Annotated in this window: 19 protein-coding genes and 1 pseudogene; 16 read left to right on the forward strand and 4 right to left on the reverse strand. The window is 43.5% G+C overall.

From position 1 onward, the window contains the following. The first annotated feature begins 15 nt into the window (after positions 1-15). The 12 genes and pseudogenes from DV702_RS16060 to icmF all read left to right on the forward strand — a co-directional run bounded on the left by DV702_RS16060 (position 16) and on the right by icmF (position 13,586). Positions 16-528, forward strand: coding sequence for a transposase (locus DV702_RS16060; RefSeq protein ID WP_114925666.1), 513 nt, complete (start codon positions 16-18; stop codon positions 526-528). After that, positions 525-770, forward strand: a complete 246-nt coding sequence (locus DV702_RS16065; RefSeq protein WP_114925667.1) for a hypothetical protein — start codon at positions 525-527, stop codon at positions 768-770. The genes DV702_RS16060 and DV702_RS16065 overlap by 4 nt, the downstream gene beginning before the upstream one ends. After that, positions 758-1,108, forward strand: a pseudogene (locus tag DV702_RS16070) (ABC transporter ATP-binding protein); the annotation flags it as partial. The gene DV702_RS16065 and the pseudogene DV702_RS16070, both read left to right, overlap by 13 nt. Beyond that, positions 1,101-1,727 carry a hypothetical protein gene (locus tag DV702_RS16075; RefSeq protein WP_114925661.1) on the forward strand — a complete coding sequence of 209 codons (627 nt, stop codon included), beginning with the start codon at positions 1,101-1,103 and terminating at the stop codon, positions 1,725-1,727. The pseudogene DV702_RS16070 and the gene DV702_RS16075, both read left to right, overlap by 8 nt. A gap of 170 nt (positions 1,728-1,897) precedes the next feature. Continuing rightward, entirely contained in the window at positions 1,898-2,191 is a 294-nt protein-coding gene (locus DV702_RS16080) for a response regulator transcription factor (protein WP_162805845.1), read from the forward strand. A gap of 638 nt (positions 2,192-2,829) precedes the next feature. Then, positions 2,830-5,052, forward strand: coding sequence for a (Fe-S)-binding protein (locus DV702_RS16085; protein ID WP_114925669.1), 2,223 nt, complete (start codon positions 2,830-2,832; stop codon positions 5,050-5,052). Between the two features lie 157 nt (positions 5,053-5,209). Next, a complete protein-coding gene (locus tag DV702_RS16090) occupies positions 5,210-6,403 on the forward strand; it encodes an acetyl-CoA C-acetyltransferase (protein WP_114925670.1) in 1,194 nt (397 codons plus the stop codon). 15 nt (positions 6,404-6,418) lie between these two features. After that, positions 6,419-7,270, forward strand: coding sequence for a 3-hydroxybutyryl-CoA dehydrogenase (locus DV702_RS16095; RefSeq protein ID WP_114925671.1), 852 nt, complete (start codon positions 6,419-6,421; stop codon positions 7,268-7,270). A 32-nt stretch (positions 7,271-7,302) separates the two neighbouring features. Then, positions 7,303-8,439, forward strand: a complete 1,137-nt coding sequence (locus tag DV702_RS16100; RefSeq protein WP_114925672.1) for an acyl-CoA dehydrogenase — start codon at positions 7,303-7,305, stop codon at positions 8,437-8,439. Positions 8,440-8,490: 51 nt separating this feature from the next. Continuing rightward, positions 8,491-9,630 (forward strand): acyl-CoA dehydrogenase, encoded by a 1,140-nt coding sequence (locus tag DV702_RS16105; RefSeq protein WP_114925673.1) that lies wholly within the window; start codon positions 8,491-8,493, stop codon positions 9,628-9,630. A gap of 15 nt (positions 9,631-9,645) precedes the next feature. Continuing rightward, complete coding sequence (locus DV702_RS16110; protein WP_114925674.1) at positions 9,646-10,263, forward strand: TetR/AcrR family transcriptional regulator; 618 nt, start codon at positions 9,646-9,648, stop codon at positions 10,261-10,263. A 65-nt stretch (positions 10,264-10,328) separates the two neighbouring features. Then, positions 10,329-13,586: a fused isobutyryl-CoA mutase/GTPase IcmF gene (gene icmF, locus DV702_RS16115; RefSeq protein WP_114925675.1), complete on the forward strand. Its 3,258-nt coding sequence runs from the start codon at positions 10,329-10,331 to the stop codon at positions 13,584-13,586. Between the two features lie 52 nt (positions 13,587-13,638). Here icmF and DV702_RS16960 read toward each other — a convergent pair whose 3' ends face one another. Further along, the gene (locus DV702_RS16960; protein ID WP_162805846.1) at positions 13,639-13,857 is read right to left on the reverse strand and encodes a hypothetical protein; all 219 of its coding nucleotides are present in this window, start codon (positions 13,855-13,857) and stop codon (positions 13,639-13,641) included. 17 nt (positions 13,858-13,874) lie between these two features. On the opposite strand from DV702_RS16960, the gene DV702_RS16965 reads away from it, so the two are divergent. Beyond that, positions 13,875-14,150, forward strand: coding sequence for a hypothetical protein (locus DV702_RS16965; RefSeq protein ID WP_162805847.1), 276 nt, complete (start codon positions 13,875-13,877; stop codon positions 14,148-14,150). A gap of 68 nt (positions 14,151-14,218) precedes the next feature. Here the strand turns inward: DV702_RS16965 and DV702_RS16120 are convergent, their stop codons facing one another. The 3 genes from DV702_RS16120 to DV702_RS16130 are packed head-to-tail and all read right to left on the reverse strand — an operon-like array spanning position 14,219 to position 16,571. After that, positions 14,219-15,814 (reverse strand): IS66 family transposase, encoded by a 1,596-nt coding sequence (locus DV702_RS16120; RefSeq protein ID WP_114925782.1) that lies wholly within the window; start codon positions 15,812-15,814, stop codon positions 14,219-14,221. Positions 15,815-15,874: 60 nt separating this feature from the next. Beyond that, entirely contained in the window at positions 15,875-16,234 is a 360-nt protein-coding gene (gene tnpB / locus DV702_RS16125; RefSeq protein ID WP_114922868.1) for an IS66 family insertion sequence element accessory protein TnpB, read from the reverse strand. Next, a complete protein-coding gene (locus tag DV702_RS16130; RefSeq protein ID WP_114922869.1) occupies positions 16,224-16,571 on the reverse strand; it encodes an IS66 family insertion sequence element accessory protein TnpA in 348 nt (115 codons plus the stop codon). The genes tnpB and DV702_RS16130 overlap by 11 nt, the downstream gene beginning before the upstream one ends. A 59-nt stretch (positions 16,572-16,630) precedes the next feature. On the opposite strand from DV702_RS16130, the gene DV702_RS16135 reads away from it, so the two are divergent. The 3 genes from DV702_RS16135 (at position 16,631) to DV702_RS16145 (ending at position 19,441) form a co-directional block, all read left to right on the forward strand. Continuing rightward, positions 16,631-16,819 (forward strand): hypothetical protein, encoded by a 189-nt coding sequence (locus tag DV702_RS16135; RefSeq protein WP_114925676.1) that lies wholly within the window; start codon positions 16,631-16,633, stop codon positions 16,817-16,819. 289 nt (positions 16,820-17,108) lie between these two features. Further along, positions 17,109-17,672 (forward strand): DNA-directed RNA polymerase subunit delta, encoded by a 564-nt coding sequence (gene rpoE, locus DV702_RS16140; RefSeq protein ID WP_114925677.1) that lies wholly within the window; start codon positions 17,109-17,111, stop codon positions 17,670-17,672. Positions 17,673-17,842: 170 nt separating this feature from the next. Further along, a complete protein-coding gene (locus tag DV702_RS16145; protein WP_114925678.1) occupies positions 17,843-19,441 on the forward strand; it encodes a CTP synthase in 1,599 nt (532 codons plus the stop codon). The last annotated feature ends 4 nt before the right edge of the window (positions 19,442-19,445 follow it).

Here is a 19,445-nt window from a genome sequence, read left to right on the forward strand (position 1 = left end):
CGGAGGCCAAATACTATGACAAAACATAACGGAACACGTTACTCACCTGAGCGAAAAGCAGAAATGATTAATCGCATGACAGCCCCGAACAACGAGTCTGTTGCGGATATTTCAAAAGAAGAAAATATTTCAATGGTGACACTGTACAAATGGCGTAAAGAAGCACGTGTCGCCGGAATTGCCACGCCAGGGAACGGACAAACAAGTGACAAGTGGAGTAGCCAAGATAAGTTTTTAGTTGTGATGGAAACATTCGCGATGAATGAAACGGAACTCGCCGAATACTGTCGGAAAAAAGGCTTATATCGTGAACAGATCGAAGCGTGGAAAAGTGTTTGTCTCCAGGCAAATGGGCAAATTCTTGATCAAACCAAACAGGTCAATGCCCAGCTAAAAGAGGAACAGAAACGAGCGAAGGTACTAGAAAAAGATCTTCAAAAGAAGGAGAAAGCACTTGCAGAAGCAGCTGCCTTATTACTTTTGCGAAAAAAGGCCCAAGCGATTTGGGGGGACGAAGAGGACGAATGATTGACCCTTCAAATCGCGCACTCGCTGTAGAACTTATTCAAGAAGCTAATCAAAACGGTGCGCGATTAGCGAAGGCGTGCGAGGAATTGAACATTAGCGTGTGGACGTATGAGCGCTGGGTGGAAGATGCTGGCGTAAAAGTGGATCAACGACCGATCGCGAAACGTCCTACACCTAAAAATATGTTGTCCGATAAAGAAAGAGACGAAATCCTAACGCTTGTTACACAAGAAATCTATTGAAGCAATTGGGAAAGCGCCATACGGTCATTATCTCTTCTCATATTGTTGAAGACATTGAATTCCTTTGTACAAAAATTGGTGTCATTAAAAATGGAAAGGTGCTATTTGAAGGGTCGCCTGATGAATTAAAGCAAAGAGCAGCTCGATGTACATATGAGATTAGCGTTCCCCTATCAGAGTTGGATGAAATCATTGCAACGAAAGAGGTTGTACAAATGAATGAGGAATCCTCCCATGTTGTGGTGCGCGTGCTATCAGATGAACCTGTTGGCCAGTCCGTCAGTCCGCGCTTAATGGACGGATATTTGGCGCTTCTAAAAGGGGCTGCCTATGACTAAACTCCTTCATTTATTTACATTTGATATAAAATTACTTCGCTATTTATACAGCTTTCCATTTCTAGCTTATGCATTGACCGTCTTGCTCATGTTAACAGTAGGTGCTCGTACCGGTGATCCATATACACCTTATATATTTGTACAGGGCATCGCAGTATCGATGGCAGGTTGGCACTTAGTGTTCTTATATAACAGTTTGTATGAGGAAGGGGCAAAAGAGACGTTAATTGTATATTATCGTAAAGTTATCGTCATTGACATTTTTCGATATGCCTTCTTACATGCGATTTTTATCTCTTTATTGGTAGGTTTGACTATATGGATGAATGGATCAGCTTTCTTCACGACCACTTTAAAAGTACATCTCGTCATGCTGTTTATTTTTTATCAGTTGATAGGTCTAGTGTTATTAAGTATTACAAATAGTTTAGAAATCACGTTAGCAATAGTTGTGACCTATACATTTATGGAAGTTGCAACGCAAGGCACATTTATGCCGTGGCCACACTTGTTTATATTTGAGGAGCCCATTGATAACATCTGGATTCAACTGACCTTTTTATCGTTAGGAGCAGGTATTATTATGTCAGTTATTCAGTTAGGGAAGAATTTTAAGTAGGAAATAGGTAGATCAATTAGTGTCTCCTAATAACACTGGTGGAGTGTGTTTTGGGAAGTTCTGTGATTGGTACTTCTCCTATCTATTTAACATTATAGGTACCCTATAATTAGACTGCCACACAAGAACAGTTGATCACCGCAATCAGATGTGGAATAAGGGAAGAAGCAGTGATTTCCTTTCAGTTATTAAAACAACTGAGAAGAGTGGAATCTGAACCGTCAACTAATGAAGCAGAACATAATTTAGGTGATATCACGTTATCAAGCAAAGAACAAGAAATATTAGCAGGGGTTTCTAAAGGTCTGACAAACAAGGTAATTGCAATGGATTTGTCTATGAGTCAAAGAACTATTGAATACCATTTAACCAATATCTTTTCGAAACTTGGGGTTAACTCAAGGACGGAGGCATTATTGAAGGCAAAAGAGTTTGGTTTGTTATCTCCACAGATAGTTGAATAAAGTAAAAGAAGTTGACAATAATATGTCGGCTTCTTTTTCATTTTATCTTCAAAAGTTGCGTGATTACCAGTGTAAGCAAGTAACGTTATGGAAAACCGCAAGTTGATTTGCGATGAAATTTTATAGGTTCTATGTGAGAATAGTAGCAGGGCTCCTAGTTTGAAAAATATTCAAAAGAAAAGGAGCGGTTTTCTTGAAAAGTATTGTAACAGTACTATTTCTAAGTTTTTTTTAACTTAATTTCAACACGCCCTTTGAGGTATTCATGAGTTATCTGACGCGTTCGACTTTATTTGACAATTTACCATTTTTAAAAACAAATTAGTTCTATATTTATCCAAGTGTAATACTATTAATATGGAGGATACTATGAAAAAAGTTGCAATAGTTTTACTCTCATCTGCATTATTATTTAGTTCACCAGCATTTAGTGTACATAAAATATGCTGTCTATTCTAAAAGAGAAAACTCAAAAATAATCCGTGTACATTTTCTAGCACAGAAGGCAAGCAAAAAAATATTATTTAAATAGTGAAAAACTATTGACTGAACAATCATTCATAATTAAACTATAATATAGACTAGATGATGTAAGCGCTTAAAAAAGGTCTTACACAGAACTTCAAGGGGGAAAAGAGATGAATCTGTTACTTATCGCAAACTGGATATTGTTTTTAGCAGTCGTCGTGTATGGTGTAGGCCTATTCTTGTACTTACTTAAAACCCGTTACGAATTTATTCGATTGGGAAGAAAAGAAGAATTTGACCATAATGTGAAAGAACGACTGATCAAAATTTGGGTGTATGTCTTTGGACAAAAGAAACTATTGAAAGATAAAAAGAGTGGAGCCATTCACGTACTATTTTTCTATGGGTTCTTACTTGTTCAATTCGGAGCAATCGACTTAATTTGGAAAGGTTTAAAGCCAGGATCCCATTTGCCACTAGGTCCATTGTATCCTGCGTTTACGTTCTTCCAAGAAATTGTTGTATTTTTAATTTTAGTCGCTGTCGTGTGGGCGTTCTACCGTCGCTACGTTGAGAAGCTAGTGCGTTTGAAGCGGGGATGGAAATCAGGTCTAGTGTTGATTTTCATTGGTACGCTGATGGTTTCCACATTAGTCGCAAACGGAGCGAATATGATTTGGCATAATGAAGGAACGACTTGGACAGAACCGATGGCATCCATTATCGCTACTGTATTTGCAGGAGTACCACAAAGTGTCGCTGTTGCGATTTTCTTCATTGGCTGGTGGGTTCACTTACTAACGTTGCTAGTATTCTTAGTGTATGTACCACAATCCAAGCACGCGCACTTAATTGCAGGTCCTGCAAACGTTTACTTCCACCGTCTCGATCATGCAGGCCGCTTGAAGCCAATTGATTTCGAAGCGTTAGAAGAAGTGGAAGATGAAGACGATATGCCGCCGCTCGGTGTCGGAAAAATTACCGACTTTACACAAGCGCAAATGATCGACTTTTATGCATGTGTAGAATGTGGACGCTGTACGAATATGTGTCCAGCAGCGGGGACTGGGAAAATGTTGTCACCGATGGACTTGATTACGAAATTACGTGATCACTTAACGAATACAGGTGCAGTGATGACGAAGCAGAAGCCTTGGGTGCCACAACTGATGTTCAACCAAACACAAGGCAATCAGTTGGCACTTGCCGCAACAGCAGAAGGCATGACGATGGATGAGCTGTATAATCCCTCATTGATCGGCGATGTCATTACAGAAGAAGAAATTTGGGCTTGTACGACATGCCGTAACTGTGAAGATCAATGCCCTGTTATGAATGAACACGTAGATAAAATTATTGACCTTCGTCGTCATTTAGTCATGACAGAAGGAAAAATGGACGCAGATGCACAGCGCGCGATGACGAACATTGAACGTCAAGGGAATCCGTGGGGTCTGAACCGTAAAGAGAAAGAAAACTGGAGAGATGCGCGTCCCGACTTGCATATCCCGACAGTAAAAGAAGCGAAAAAAGCAGGAGAAGACTTTGAATACTTGCTGTGGGTCGGCTCGATGGGTGCATTCGACAACCGTTCGCAAAAAATCGCTCTATCTTTCGCTCATCTATTGAACGAAGCAGGCGTCAGTTTCGCGATTTTAGGTAATAAAGAGAAAAACTCAGGGGATACACCACGTCGTCTAGGAAATGAGTTTTTATTCCAAGAACTAGCGACAGCGAATATTGCAGAGTTTGAAAAAGCGAACGTTTCAAAAATTGTCACGATCGATCCGCACGCCTACAATATTTTCAAAAATGAGTATCCAGACTTTGGTCTGCAAGCGATCGTTAAACACCATACCGAGTTGCTGTATGACTTAGTCATGTCAGGGAAGCTAGAGCCTAAATATGCGATCGATGAAGTGATCACATTCCATGACTCCTGCTACTTAGGACGTTATAATGACGTCTATGACCAGCCGCGTGAAATTCTAAAAGCGATCCCGGGCGTTCAGTTAGTCGAAATGAAACGGAATCGACAAGACGGCATGTGCTGTGGAGCAGGTGGCGGAATGATGTGGATGGAAGAACATACAGGCCAACGTGTCAACGTCGCTCGTACAGAGCAGGCGCTAGAAGTTAGCCCTGGAATTATATCGTCTGGTTGTCCGTATTGCTTAACGATGTTGTCTGACGGAACGAAAGCAATGGAAGTGGAAGATTCTGTCGGAACATATGATATCGCGGAGTTGCTAGAGCGCTCTATTTTTGGAGACCAGCAACTAGAACCGGAAGCTAGTGAAGAGCCGGAAGATCAAGCAGTCGAAGTAGAAATGGCTGCAACTACTGAAACAGCGGATGAAACACCGAATAAGGCGGACGAAACGCATAATTAAAATTATTGCGAATATCCGTACAATATCGTACAATTAGAGTATCTAAAACGCTAACAAATTAGATTCATTGATAAATTAGAGGGACTAGTTCCCTCTAATTTATTCGCAATAGATCGAGCGAGCGTTCAGTCAGTATAAAAATAGGAGGAATAAAAACATGAGAACAGTTATTTTACAAGGAGCTAGAACCCCATTTGGTAAATTAGGCGGCGCACTTCAATCACAAACAGCTAGTGATCTAGGTGGTATTGCTATAAAGGAAGCGCTTAAACGCTCAGGTGTTGAAGGCGATCAAGTCGGTGAAGTCATTATGGGCACTGTTTTACAAGCCGGACAAGGTCAAATTCCTTCCAGACAAGCCGCAACAAAAGGTGGCATTCCTTTTAGCGTAAAGACTGAAACGATTAACAAAGTATGTGCTTCCGGTATGCGCAGTATTACGTTAGGCGATCAATTAATTCGCTTAGGTGAAGAAAACATCATCGTAGCAGGCGGCATGGAGTCGATGTCTAACGCACCTTATTATGTACCGGGCGCACGTTCAGGTTTGCGAATGGGAGACAGCACTCTCGTTGACGGAATGATTTATGACGGACTAACTTGTGCATTTTCACCGGACCAAGTACATATGGGAACGTACGGTAACGGGACAGCGAATGATTTTTCATTGAGTCGTGAAACGCAGGACAAATGGTCATTGCGCAGTCATGAATTAGCAATAGAAGCTATCGACAAAGGACTATTTGCTGAAGAAATCGTGAGCGTCACTATTCCACAACGTAAAGGAGATCCAGTCGTTGTGAAAGATGACGAAGGTCCGCGTCGAGGAAGCTCATTGGAAGCGCTTGCGAAGTTGCGTCCGGCATTTGGTAAAGACGGGACGATCACAGCAGGCAACGCACCAGGTGTCAACGATGGCGCATGCGCAGTTGTATTGATGAGTGAAGAGGAAGCTAAGAAACAAGGGAAAGAGCCGTTAGCTGTTATTATAGGGCACGCAGAAATCGGAATTGAACCCGAGCGCTTCCCAGAGACTCCTGGCCACGTCATTAACGCATTACTAGAGAAAACAGGCAAAACTATTGAAGAAATCGATTTATTTGAAATTAACGAAGCGTTTGCGGTAGTCGCACTGGCTAGCTCGAAAATTGCTGGGCTGGATGAAGAAAAGGTTAATGTGAACGGAGGCGCTGTGGCACTCGGTCATCCAATCGGTGCTAGTGGGGCACGTGTAGTGTTAACACTTGCGAATGAATTAAAACGTCGTGGCGGTGGAATTGGTATCGCGGCGATCTGTTCAGGCGGCGGTCAAGGCGACGGAATTATGATTGAAGTACCAAAAACAAATTAATCGGAGGCATTCTACATGACAATTGAGAACGTATTTGTAATTGGCGCAGGTCAAATGGGTGGAGGAATCGCTCAAGTTTGTGCGCAGGCAGGTTATCAAGTCACGCTCCATGACATCAATGAAGAAGCATACGACCGCGGGTTTCAAGTAATCACTAAAAACTTGAGCCGCAATGTAGAAAAGGGACGAATGACAGAGCAAGAAATGCAAGAAGTGCTTGCTCGTTTTACGAAATCACTTGATCTTGAAAATGCAAAAAATGCACATATCGTAATTGAAGCGGCTGTAGAAAATATGGCAGTCAAAGCGAAGATTTTCTCGTTACTGGACGAAATCACCCCGGCACATACTATTTTGGCGACGAATACATCTTCTTTACCGATCACCGAAATCGCTGCTGCTACGAAGCGACCTGAGAAAGTGATCGGCATGCACTTTATGAATCCTGTACCTGTTATGAAGCTCGTAGAAGTGATTCGCGGACTCGCAACGGACGATAAAGTATACGAAGCAGTAGAAGAAATGACAAAGAAACTTAATAAAACACCAGTGGAAGTAAATGACTACCCTGGTTTTGTTGCGAATCGTATTTTAATGCCAATGATCAACGAAGCGATCTTCACATTGTATGAAGGGGTGGCGACGAAAGAAGCTATCGATGACGTCATGAAAATGGGTATGAACCATCCGATGGGACCTTTACAATTAGCAGATTTCATCGGTCTCGATACATGCCTTTACATTATGGAAACATTATACGAAGGGTTTGGAGATTCTAAATATCGTCCATGTCCTTTATTACGCAAATACGTCAAAGCGGGTTGGCATGGTAAAAAAACCGGTCGTGGATTTTACACATACGAATGAATTGATTACACCGAAAGTACGAGGTGAGGAAGATGAACTTTATATTTACAGAAGAACAACAAATGATGCGCCAACTAGTTCGTGATTTCGCAAAAAAAGAAATTGAGCCGTGGATTCCGCGAATGGAAAAAGGAGAATTTCCCCGTGAATTAGTAGACAAAATGGGTGAACTCGGTTTGATGGGTATTACAGCTCCCGAGCAATACGGTGGTTCTGAAATGGATTTCGTCTCGTACATTATAGCCATTCACGAATTATCTAAAGTCAGTGCCGTCATGGGTGTCATATTATCTGTTCACAATTCTGTTGGGATGAATCCGATCCTCTACTTCGGCAATGAAGAACAAAAGAATCGCTACTTACCTAAAATGGCGTCTGGTGAGTATTTGGGCGCGTTCTGTCTGACGGAGGCTTCTTCGGGATCAGACGCGGGTTCTTTAAAGACGAAAGCGAAACGTGTGAACGATGAATATGTGATTAACGGGTCGAAAATGTTTATTACAAATGGTGGAGAAGCCGATGTGTACATTGTGTTCGCCAACACAGCTCCTGATAAGGGCACGTATGGCATTACAGCGTTCATCGTAGAAAAAAATACACCTGGACTTGTTATTGGTAAAGATGAAAATAAAATGGGTCTTCATGGATCGCGGACAGTAGAACTAAGCTTTGATAATATGAAAGTACCTGCAGAAAATAGATTAGGTGAAGAAGGGCAAGGCTTTAAAATTGCAATGGCCAACCTAGATGTCGGTAGAATCGGTATTGCGGCCCAAGCGCTAGGCATAGCGGAAGCTTCAGTGGAAGCGGCAGTGAACTATGCAATCGAGCGCGAACAATTCGGCAAACCGATCGCCGCCAATCAAGGCGTTGGCTTTAAGTTGGCAGACATGGCGACTGCAACAGAAGCCGCAAGACTACTAGTATATCGAGCTGCTTGGCTTCGTTCTGAAGGCAAAGCATGCGGTAAAGAGGCGTCCATGGCCAAATTATTCGCTGCACAGGCGGCGGTAGATAATTCTATTGAAGCGGTGCAAGTATTTGGAGGATATGGCTATACGGAAGACTATCCGGTAGAGCGCTATTTCCGAGATGCAAAAGTTTGCCAAATTTATGAAGGCACTAGCGAAATTCAACGTGTAGTCATTGCGAAACACGTGACGAACTGATTTGTAGTTGAAACAGAACATTCACTAACAAGTATAAGGGGTGTATGAATAATGGACTTTACATTATCTGAAGAACATGAAATGATTCGTAAAATGGTGAGAGATTTTGCGCAGAAAGAAGTAGCACCGACAGCGGCACAACGAGATGAAGACGAAACTTTTGACATGGAGATCTTTCGCAAGATGGCCGAACTCGGATTAACAGGCATCCCATGGCCGGAAGAGTATGGCGGCATCGGCAGTGATTATTTAGCGTATGTCATTGCGGTAGAAGAGCTATCAAGAGTATGTGCTTCTACAGGAGTCGTGCTGTCTGCGCATACGTCTTTAGCAGGGTGGCCGCTCTTTAAATATGGCAATGAAGAACAAAAACAAAAATACTTACGTCCTCTTGCAGAAGGTTCAAAAATGGGTGCATATTGCTTAACAGAAGCGGGCTCTGGATCGGATGCGGGCGGAATGAAAACGACAGCGAAACTCGAAGGTGATGAGTACGTACTGAATGGCTCTAAAATCTTCATCACCAATGGCGGAATTGCTGACACATATATTGTCTTCGCAGTAACAGACCCCGAATCCAAACATAAAGGAACGAGTGCATTCATCGTTGAAAGTACATTTGAAGGATTTTCTGTAGGGAAGAAAGAGAAAAAACTGGGAATTCGTTCTTCGCCAACGACAGAAGTGATATTCGATCAATGCCGTGTGCCGAAAGAAAATCTTCTTGGGGAAGAAGGCGATGGATTCATTATCGCGATGAAGACGTTAGACGGCGGACGAAATGGAATCGCTGCACAAGCGGTCGGAATTGCTCAAGGAGCTCTCGATGCAGCAGTGGAATATTCAAAAGAGCGTGTCCAGTTCGGTAAACCAATCGTAGCCAATCAAGGTGTCAGCTTCAAATTAGCAGATATGGCAACGTCCATCGAAGCTTCTCGTTTATTGACGTATCAAGCGGCATGGTTGGAAACGAATGACTTGCCATACGGTAAAGCGTCTGCGATGGCAAAATTGATGGCTGGCGATACAGCGATGAACGTGACGACAGAAGCAGTGCAAGTATTCGGTGGATACGGCTATACGAAAGACTATCCAGTGGAACGTTATATGCGTGATGCGAAAATTACGCAAATTTATGAGGGTACACAAGAAATTCAGCGTCTCGTCATTTCTCGTATGCTGACGAAATAACAGGGGGTGAACCCAGTGCCGAAACACGAAGTGAAATCTACGGTAAAAGATGAGGAATTAATTCAGAAGAGACGTGAACAAATTAGTCGTGGTGCGGTGAAATTATTTATCGATAAAGGATTCCATCGAACGACTACACGTGAAATCGCAAAGGAAGCGGGCTTTAGTATTGGCACACTGTACGAGTATATCCGTACGAAAGAAGACGTACTGTATCTCGTATGTGACAGTATTTACAACGAAGTGAATATGCGGCTTGCTGAATTAGATACAAATGATAATACGATAGAAGGATTACGTCTAGCGATCGCTAATTATTTTGAAGTCATTAATGTCATGTCAGATGAATTTTTAGTTATGTATCAAGAATCCAAGTCACTGCCGAGTGAAGCGTTGCGCTATGTATTGACTAAAGAACTTGAAATGGTGCAGCAATTTGAAACGATCATCCAACGTTGCATGGAAGCGGGGAACTTACGAATTGGGCCGGAAGAAGTTTCACTTGCCGCACATCATATTCTCGTTCAAGGACAAATGTGGTCATTCCGCAGATGGGCGCTACGAAGAGAATATACGTTAGAACGATATATCCAAGTACAAACAGACCAAATCATTCAGGGACTAGAAAAATAAACAGTAGACTCCGCCACGCAAAATTCCGTGGCGGCAGTCTGTATGTAGGGGAAGGCGGAAAGCTAATGGCAACTGAGGAAATTTATAAACCGAAACACCATATTCGTTTTGTAACTGCATCGAGTCTATTTGATGGTCATGATGCGTCCATCAATATCATGCGGAGAATTTTACAGTCAACAGGAGCGGAAGTCATTCATCTAGGTCATAACCGATCAGTTGAGGAAGTTGTAAACGCTGCCATTCAAGAGGATGTGCAAGGAATTGCGATTTCGTCTTATCAAGGCGGACACGTTGAGTACTTTAAGTATATGTACGATCTTTTGAAAGAGCGCGGGGCTTCGCATATTAAAATCTTCGGAGGTGGCGGAGGAGTCATTATCCCGAAGGAAATCAAAGAACTTCATGAATACGGCATCCAGTGGATCTTCTCTCCTGAAGACGGACGGAAAATGGGTTTGCAAGGGATGATTAACCGGATTATGGAACTATCGGATTTCTCCACGACACCCGAAAATGAAGAAGCCAATCTAGAAAAATTGACAGCTGAGACACCTGGTGTGCTAGCCAATTTGATAACGTATGTGGAAGAGAAACATTTGCAGAAAGACGAAGCGGCAGAAACGTTATTGGAACAAGCACGAAGTCTGTCTAAAAACACGCCCGTTCTAGGAATTACAGGTACTGGCGGAGCAGGGAAAAGTTCATTGACAGATGAATTGATCAGACGTTTCTTGCGCGAGTTTCCTGATAAACGGGTAGCGATTCTATCCATCGACCCGACAAAACAAAAAACGGGTGGCGCATTGCTGGGCGACCGGATTCGCATGAATGCGATATTCAATAACCGCGTCTATATGCGCAGTTTAGCGACAAGAGGTTCACGTTCAGAATTGACGACAGCGATTCATGATGTGTTAGATGTGACGAAAGCGGCAGGGTATGACTTGATCATCGTCGAGACGAGTGGAATCGGGCAAGGAGATGCGCAAATTACGGATATCTCAGACGTTTCGATGTACGTCATGACGAGTGAATTCGGTGCGCCAACTCAGCTTGAGAAAATCGATATGATTGACTTCGCAGATTTAATTGTCATCAATAAATTTGAGCGTAAAGGTTCAGAAGATGCATTAAACCAAGTTCGTAAACAATACCAGCGAAGCCATACATTGTTTGATAAAGAGCTGGAAGAAATGCCGGTGTTCGGTACAATCGCAAGTCAATTCAACGATAAAGGAACAAACATCTTATTCGCAGCACTCGTCGATCAGCTCAATAAAACATGTGACTTCGATTGGACGACAAGTTACTCGGAATCGATCACAGAGCAAAAGCAAACTGTCATCATCCCCCCAGACCGTAGCCATTACTTGCGCGAAATTGCATCGACGGTTCGGACGTATCATGCAAAGTCCAAACAACAGGAAGAATTGGCACGCCGCTTATTTCAGCTTGAAGGAGCGATAGAATCTGTCAAAGAAGCAGATTCCAATGAAGCGCTGCTCGATTCTTTAACAAACATAAAAGAAGGAATCGAAGAACAATTGACTGGTGAATCTAAGCGTACGTTAGCGAACTGGGAGTCATTACGGAAATCATACGAGCAGGACGAATATGTCGTGAAAATTCGCGATAAAGAAATTCGTACATCTCTCCAGACGACTAGTTTATCTGGCTTGAAGATTCCAAAAGTAGTGTTGCCGAAATACAAAGATTACGGAGAAATTTTACGTTTCGTGCACAGCGAAAACGTGCCCGGTTCATTTCCGTACACGGGAGGCGTCTTCCCATTTAAAAGACAAGGAGAAGATCCGAAACGGCAATTCGCAGGGGAAGGGACACCGGAAAGAACGAACCGCAGATTCCACTATGTCTCAAAAGACGACGATGCCAAACGATTATCCACAGCATTCGACTCTGTCACGTTATACGGTGAAGACCCTGACGAACGACCAGACATTTACGGGAAAGTTGGCGAATCAGGAGTCAGTATTTGTACGCTGGAAGACATGAAGAAACTGTATGCTGGATTTGATCTATGCGCGCCTTCTACATCGGTTTCTATGACGATCAACGGACCGGCTCCGATTATTTTGGCAATGTTCATGAATGCCGCAGTTGACCAACAAGTACGAAAAAAAGAAGAAGAACTTGGTCGCACGTTAACGGTAGAAGAATTTACTGACGTACGCGAGATGACATTCCAAACTGTCCGCGGAACAGTGCAAGCAGATATTTTAAAAGAGGACCAAGGGCAAAATACGTGTATCTTCTCTACTGAATTCGCATTGCGTCTCATGGGCGATATTCAGCAATACTTCATTGATAAAAAAGTGCGTAATTACTATTCCGTTTCCATTTCGGGCTATCACATTGCGGAAGCGGGTTCCAATCCGATTTCACAACTAGCCTTCACACTGGCAAACGGTTTCACATACGTGGAGTATTACTTAAGCCGTGGCATGAATATCGACGACTTTGCACCGAACTTATCCTTTTTCTTCTCAAACGGTCTAGATCCGGAATACACCGTAATAGGTCGTGTCGCCCGTCGCATTTGGGCCATTACGATGCGTGATAAATACGGTGCAAATGAACGTAGTCAAAAGTTGAAATATCACATTCAAACATCAGGCCGTAGCTTGCACGCACAGGAAATCGACTTTAATGATATTCGCACGACGTTGCAAGCGTTAATGGCATTACAAGATAACTGTAATTCGCTCCATACCAATGCGTATGACGAAGCGATCACTACACCGACAGAAGAGTCTGTCCGACGTGCCATGGCTATCCAGATGATCATTACAAAAGAGCACGGCTTGTCAAAAAATGAAAATCCACTCCAAGGAGCGTTCATCATTGACGAATTGACGAGTCTAGTAGAAGATGCTGTCCTTCAAGAATTCGACCGGCTCAATGATCGCGGCGGCGTCCTCGGTTCCATGGAAACGCAATATCAGCGGGGCAAAATTCAGGAAGAGTCGATGCACTATGAGATGAAAAAGCATTCAGGTGAATTGCCGATCATTGGTGTCAATACGTACTTAAATCCGAATCCGCCATCAGAAGAAGATATTGATAATATGGAAATTGCCCGCGCCACAAAAGAAGAAAAGGAAGCGCAAATTCGCAACTTGCGAGCATTCCAATCCGCACATGCCAGCGAATCAGAACAAGCCTTGCATGACCTTCAACAAACAGCCATTTCAGGAGGCAACGTCTTTGCAGAGCTAATGAAAACCGTTCAAGTAGCCAGCCTCGGCCAAATCACCAATGCATTGTATGAAGTCGGCGGTCAATATCGACGAAATATGTAAGGTGTCCGAATAATTGTCAAAAGCTGCGCAAACGTCGCAGCTTTTTTCACTTTTATTGGGGAGAACCCGCGCACCCGCTCGTAGCGAGTACAGAATCGCTCATAGAACCCGCGCGTCCGCTCATAGCGAGTACAGAATCGCTCATAGAACCCGCGCGTCCGCTCGTAGCGAGTACAGAATCGCTCATAGAACCCGCGCATCCGCTCATAGCGAGTACAGAATCGCTCATAGAACCCGCGCGTCCGCTCATAGCGAGTACAGAATCGCTCATAGAACCCGTGAGAACCCGTGCGTCCGCTCATAGCGAGTACAGAATCGCTCATAGAACCTGCGCGTCCGCTCATAGCGAGTACAGAATCGCTCATAGAACCCGCGCATCCGCTCATAGCGAGTACAGAATCGCTCATAGAACCTGCGCGTCCGCTCATAGCGAGTACAGAATCGCTCATAGAACCCACGCACCCGCTCATAGCGAGTACAGAATCGCTCATAGAACCCGCGCGTCCGCTCGTAGCGAGTACAGAATCGCTCATAGAACCCGCGCATCCGCTCATAGCGAGGTAAGCGTCAAAAGAACCACACCTTCAAATGAGATGTGGTTCTCTTTATACTAGATAAGTATATATGTTGATTTATATTCCTTCTTTACCTTGATAACACTGTTCAGGCAAAGTCGAAGACCAAGGCATCAGTTGTTCCAACTGTTCGTCATCTGCCAGATCTAAGTTAGGCAGCTTTTCAAGAAGATACGTTAAATAGTGAGGGACATGCAGCTGATTTTCTTTCGCAGTTACGATCAGGCTGTACATTCTTGCGCTCGCTGTTGCGCCTCTAGGTGTGACCGAGAAGAGCCAGTTCTTTCGGCCGATCACAAACGGCTTGATGCTTCGTTCGGCACGGTTATTATCTATCTCCAGATAACCATCTAGAAATGGCTGCCTCAATTTCTTTTCCTGATTGACGGCATATGTTAGCGCCTCACCAAGCTTGCTTTTCGGCAGTACATCTATTCGGACAGTTTTTACCCAGGCGAAAAAAGCCTCCACTAGGGGCTGAATTTTTTTCTTGCGTACCTCAAGCCGTTCGGAAGGAGTAAGCTCCTTTATTTCTGATTCCGCTCCATAAATCTTGCCGATTTGGTTGACTGCTTCCTCTGTCAGCGTACGCCGCCTCTTCGATTTTTTCGGAATGGCGCGCAGGGCTTCATCAAATTTTCGGCGCAAATGTGCCCAACAGCCTGATAGCCGTACACTTTGCAGGCTTTCGTAAGCCTTATAACCATCTACATGAAGCGTACCAGCATAGCCTTCCAGAAATTGTTTCGGGTATTCCGATCCCCGACCAGGCTGGTAGTCATACACCACGCAAGGGACATCAAACTTCCCGGTACGGTACAGCCACATATAGGAAGTGGTAGAGGGACTGCGTCCTTTTTCACGCAAGACCTGCACACTGGTTTCGTCTGCATGAAGGTAGTCGGCTGACAAAATACGCTGTCGCATATTCTCATAGAGCGGTTCAAACCACCGATCGGACACATTCATTAACCAATTGGAGAGGGTCTGCCTTGAAAGCGGCGCGCCTGCCTGTCGAAAAACTTCCTCTAACCGATAGAGCGGCATGCCGAACAAGTATTTTTGAGTAATCAAAAATGACAGGATCGAGGGCGAGGCCATACTTTTTGGCAATACCGGATTGGGCATTGGTGCCTGAACAATCGGTGTCTGGATGCCTTCTTGATCGCAATGCCTGCAGGCATAGACTTCCCGTTCGTGTTCGACGACTTTCACTTGTGCTGGGATAACCACGAGTTCGCGGCGAACTTCTTTTTTCATGACATGCATTGGGTGACCGCAATCTAAACAAGCCTGCTCCTCTGGGGGCAAGCTGTATGTCACACTCTCCACCGGCAGATCGGCAGAGAAAGTCGTGCGTGTTTCCCGTGGAGTTTTTTTCGCAGGTGAAGATCCCGAAATCACCTCTTCAGGTTCTGAAGATGGTTCAGCAGAAGCATCTAGCAGTGCTTCTGCTTCATTAAACAATTCCATCTCCATCTGGCCTTTCGGTGCCTTTTCGCTGGAGCGTCCAAATTCCTTACTTTTTTTCAAACGAAACTGCTCCTCGTACCAAGACACCAAAGCGGACAATCTCGCGACTTCTTGTTCCAACACAGTTACACGGTCATTCTGTTCAGTTGTATGGGATGAGATCTTCTGATTAGTTTTCATAAAAGTAAAATTCGCCAAAAGCTGACAAAATCCTTCTGCTTTTTAAAAAAACTTTGTGATTTATACGATTTTGTTTCCCAGTATACGGGGGAAGACTTTTCCTTCTTCAATAGTCAATCCATCGAGCATCCATTGAAGCTGGCGCGGGCTGATAGACGTGGTTTCTTCTTCTTGGCCGTCAGGCCAGTGAAAGCGGCCAGTTTCCAGTCGCCGGTAGTACAACCAGAAGCCATTGTAGTCCCAGTGTAGGATTTTTAAACGGTCGCGATCCCGGTTACAAAAGATAAATAAATTGGAGGAACACGGATTTGCCTGAAAGGTTTCCTGCACCTTCGCAGACAGACCATCAATGGACAGCCGCATATCCGTTGCGCCATGTGCCAGATAAATCCCCTGAATACCTTCCAGATTAATTCGCATCAGCCAACACCTCCAGTAACTCTTGTACCAGTTCGCGGTCGAAGCCGCTGCTGATCACTAATTTGTAGTCCCGATAATGAAGATCTACTGTGGAAGAAGGAAGGGCGACCGCAACAGATGACCAAGTGGTTTTGGATTCCAAAAATTCTCCTTTGCGTGTATCCTCCGGAGAGAGCCGCCTCCGTGCTTTTGCGAATTGATCATAGGAGAAATCGCTTTGTCTTCTGACCCACTCGGCCATATTTTCTCCACTTCGTCGCCACTCTTCGATGATTTCTGTCCATTCCAAATCGGTTTTACTGTGCTCAGCCAAGGGCTGAAGGGTTGATTCATTCATTTCTCTACTTCCTTTCCAATAAGCTAGTCATAGTTTCTCATTAAAAGAGGAAGAGAGGAATGTGTCCTTCTTTTGACGCTTACATAGCGAGTACAGAATCGCTCATAGAACCTGCGCGTCCGCTCATAGCGAGTACAGAATCGCTCATAGAACCCGCGCATCCGCTCATAGCGAGTACAGAATCGCTCATAGAAAACACAGCTATACATACAGTAGAATATAAAATCCTTCCACACATTAGTGGATAAATCTGCAATTTCAACAGTATAATATAAACAACAAAGAGAAAGGGGAGTGCAAACTGTGAGATGGTATTATCATGCGCTTATCATTACTCTATTATTGATTCTCACACTTTTCCTTTATAACAGTGGTTTAGGCGCAATCTCCTTCACCTTGACAGCGATATACTTAGGATATTTGACGATGAGAGAGTATAGAAATGCAAAGAGAAGCAAAAGAATGTAGCATATTGGAAGAGAACCTGTATATAATGTAAACTATGCTTATGTGAATGAAGAAAGGACGTGCCATACATTGAATATCTACGAAATGACGCAAGAAGAACTATTAGAAGAGTCATTCATCAATATGACATACCAAATATTGACGAAACGACATGAGTCACTCACGCTCCAACAATTGATGGAAGAAATACAAAAACTTACAGGTCTTTCTGAAGAAGAGATGAAAGAAAGAATCCTTCAATTCTATACAGATCTAAATGTGGATGGAAGGTTCCTAGCCATCCAAGATAACCGTTGGGGATTACGTGAATGGTATCCAGTAGACCAGATTGAAGAAGAAACAGCGCCTGTCGTAAAAGTGCGCAAGAAGAAAAAGAAGAAAAAAGATTATGACGATGAAGATGAAGAAATCGAAGAAGACGACGAGGACGAAGAAATCTTTGATGAAGAATATGTAGAACTTGGCGAAGAAGAAGACGACGACGATGAAGAGGAAGATGAAGAAGTCATTGAGATCGAAGAAGACTTAATCGACCCGGATGACGATCTCGAAGTAATACCTGATGAAGAACTTGACATCGATGAAGAAGACGACGAAGAAGACGACGATGAAGAGTACGAAGAAGAAGAGTAACAAGACTTGACATTTGGAGCCTGAAAATATAAGATTTGTATGGGCTCCTGAAAAGGACACATGAATTCGTGTATACGCGCTCCTTATTGTAGTTTCCTACAACTGGGGCGCTTTTTATATTTTCACTTCAGCCTTCGCACATGTAAATTGAAAAAATGGAGGAAGTACACATGACTAAATATATTTTTATAACAGGCGGCGTCGTCTCATCTCTAGGTAAAGGGATCAATGCAGCATCACTTGGAAGGCTGCTAAAAATGCGTGGTCTAAAAGTTACCAATCAAAAATTTGATCCGTATATCAATATTGATCCACGTATGATGAGTCCGTACCAGCACGGTGAAGTATTCGTTACAGAAGACGGTGCAGAAACGGATCTTGACATCGGTCATTATGAGCGTTTTATCGATATTAAATGTAATCGATACTCCAACGTGACGATGGGAAAAGTCTATGATCTTGTATTGCGCAAAGAGCGTAGCGGTGAGTACAAAGGCGCTACAGTCCAAGTCATTCCGCATATTACTAACGAGATTAAAGAACTGATTAAACGTGCGGGGCAAACATTAAATGCAGACGTAGTGATCACGGAAATTGGCGGAAGTGTTGGAGATATCGAGTCATTGCCTTATCTAGAAGCTATTCGTCAACTAAAAACAGACTTGGCAAAAGATGATGTCATGTATATTCACACGACGCTAATTCCTTACTTACATGCTGCAGGTGAAATGAAGACAAAGCCGACACAGCACAGCGTAAAAGAATTGAGAAGTCTTGGAATTCAGCCGAACATGATCGTCGTGCGCAGTGAATATCCAGTACCGCAAGAGATGAAAGACAAGATTGCGCTATTCTGTGACATTAAGCCGGAAGAAGTAATTGAAGCATTAGACGCGGAAACTTTATATGAAGTGCCACTTCGTCTAAATGAACAGCATATGGATCAATTAGTAGTAGACTACTTAGGTCTTGAAACACCGCAACCAGTGTTAACGGAAGTTGAAGAACTCGTGACACTTGTGAAATCACTGAAAGAAAAAGTGAAGATTGGTTTAGTCGGTAAATATGTAGAACTTCAAGATGCTTATATATCCGCAGTGGAAGCAATGCGTCATGCAGGATACGCATTCAGTGCTGACATTGAGATTAAATGGATTGACTCGGAAGTAGTGACGAAGGAAAATGCAGAAGAATATTTAGGGGATGTCGATGGTATTTTAGTGCCCGGCGGCTTCGGAGATCGTGGAATTGACGGTAAAATCGAAGCGATCACTTATGCGCGTGAACATCATGTGCCTTTCTTCGGTATTAGTCTGGGTCTGCAATTGGCCGCTACTGAAATCGCACGCAATGTACTAGGTTTAGAAGACGCACATTCTTTAGAATTTAATACGGAAACAAAAAATAAAATTACAGTGTTCCATCCCGATTGCTTAACTGCCAGTGAGGCGGACAGTACACTGCGACTCGGTGCTTATCCGTGTAAAGTGGCAGAAAACACAAAAGCATATAGCGCATATGGCGAAGAATTAGTCTATGAACGTCATCGTCATCGTTATGAGATTAACGTAGCGTATCGTGGACAGTTGGAAGAAGCAGGGTTTATCGTTTCGGGAATCAGCCCGGACGGTCGTTTGATCGAAATTATGGAGTTAAAAGACCACCCATTCTTTATTGGTTGCCAATTCCACCCAGAGTTCGAGTCACGTCCTACACGTCCACAGCCTTTATTCCGCGAATTTATCCGTGCTTCATTGGAAAATCGCTAACTAG

The organism is Sporosarcina sp. PTS2304, from assembly GCF_003351785.1.
GTDB lineage: Bacteria > Bacillota > Bacilli > Bacillales_A > Planococcaceae > Sporosarcina.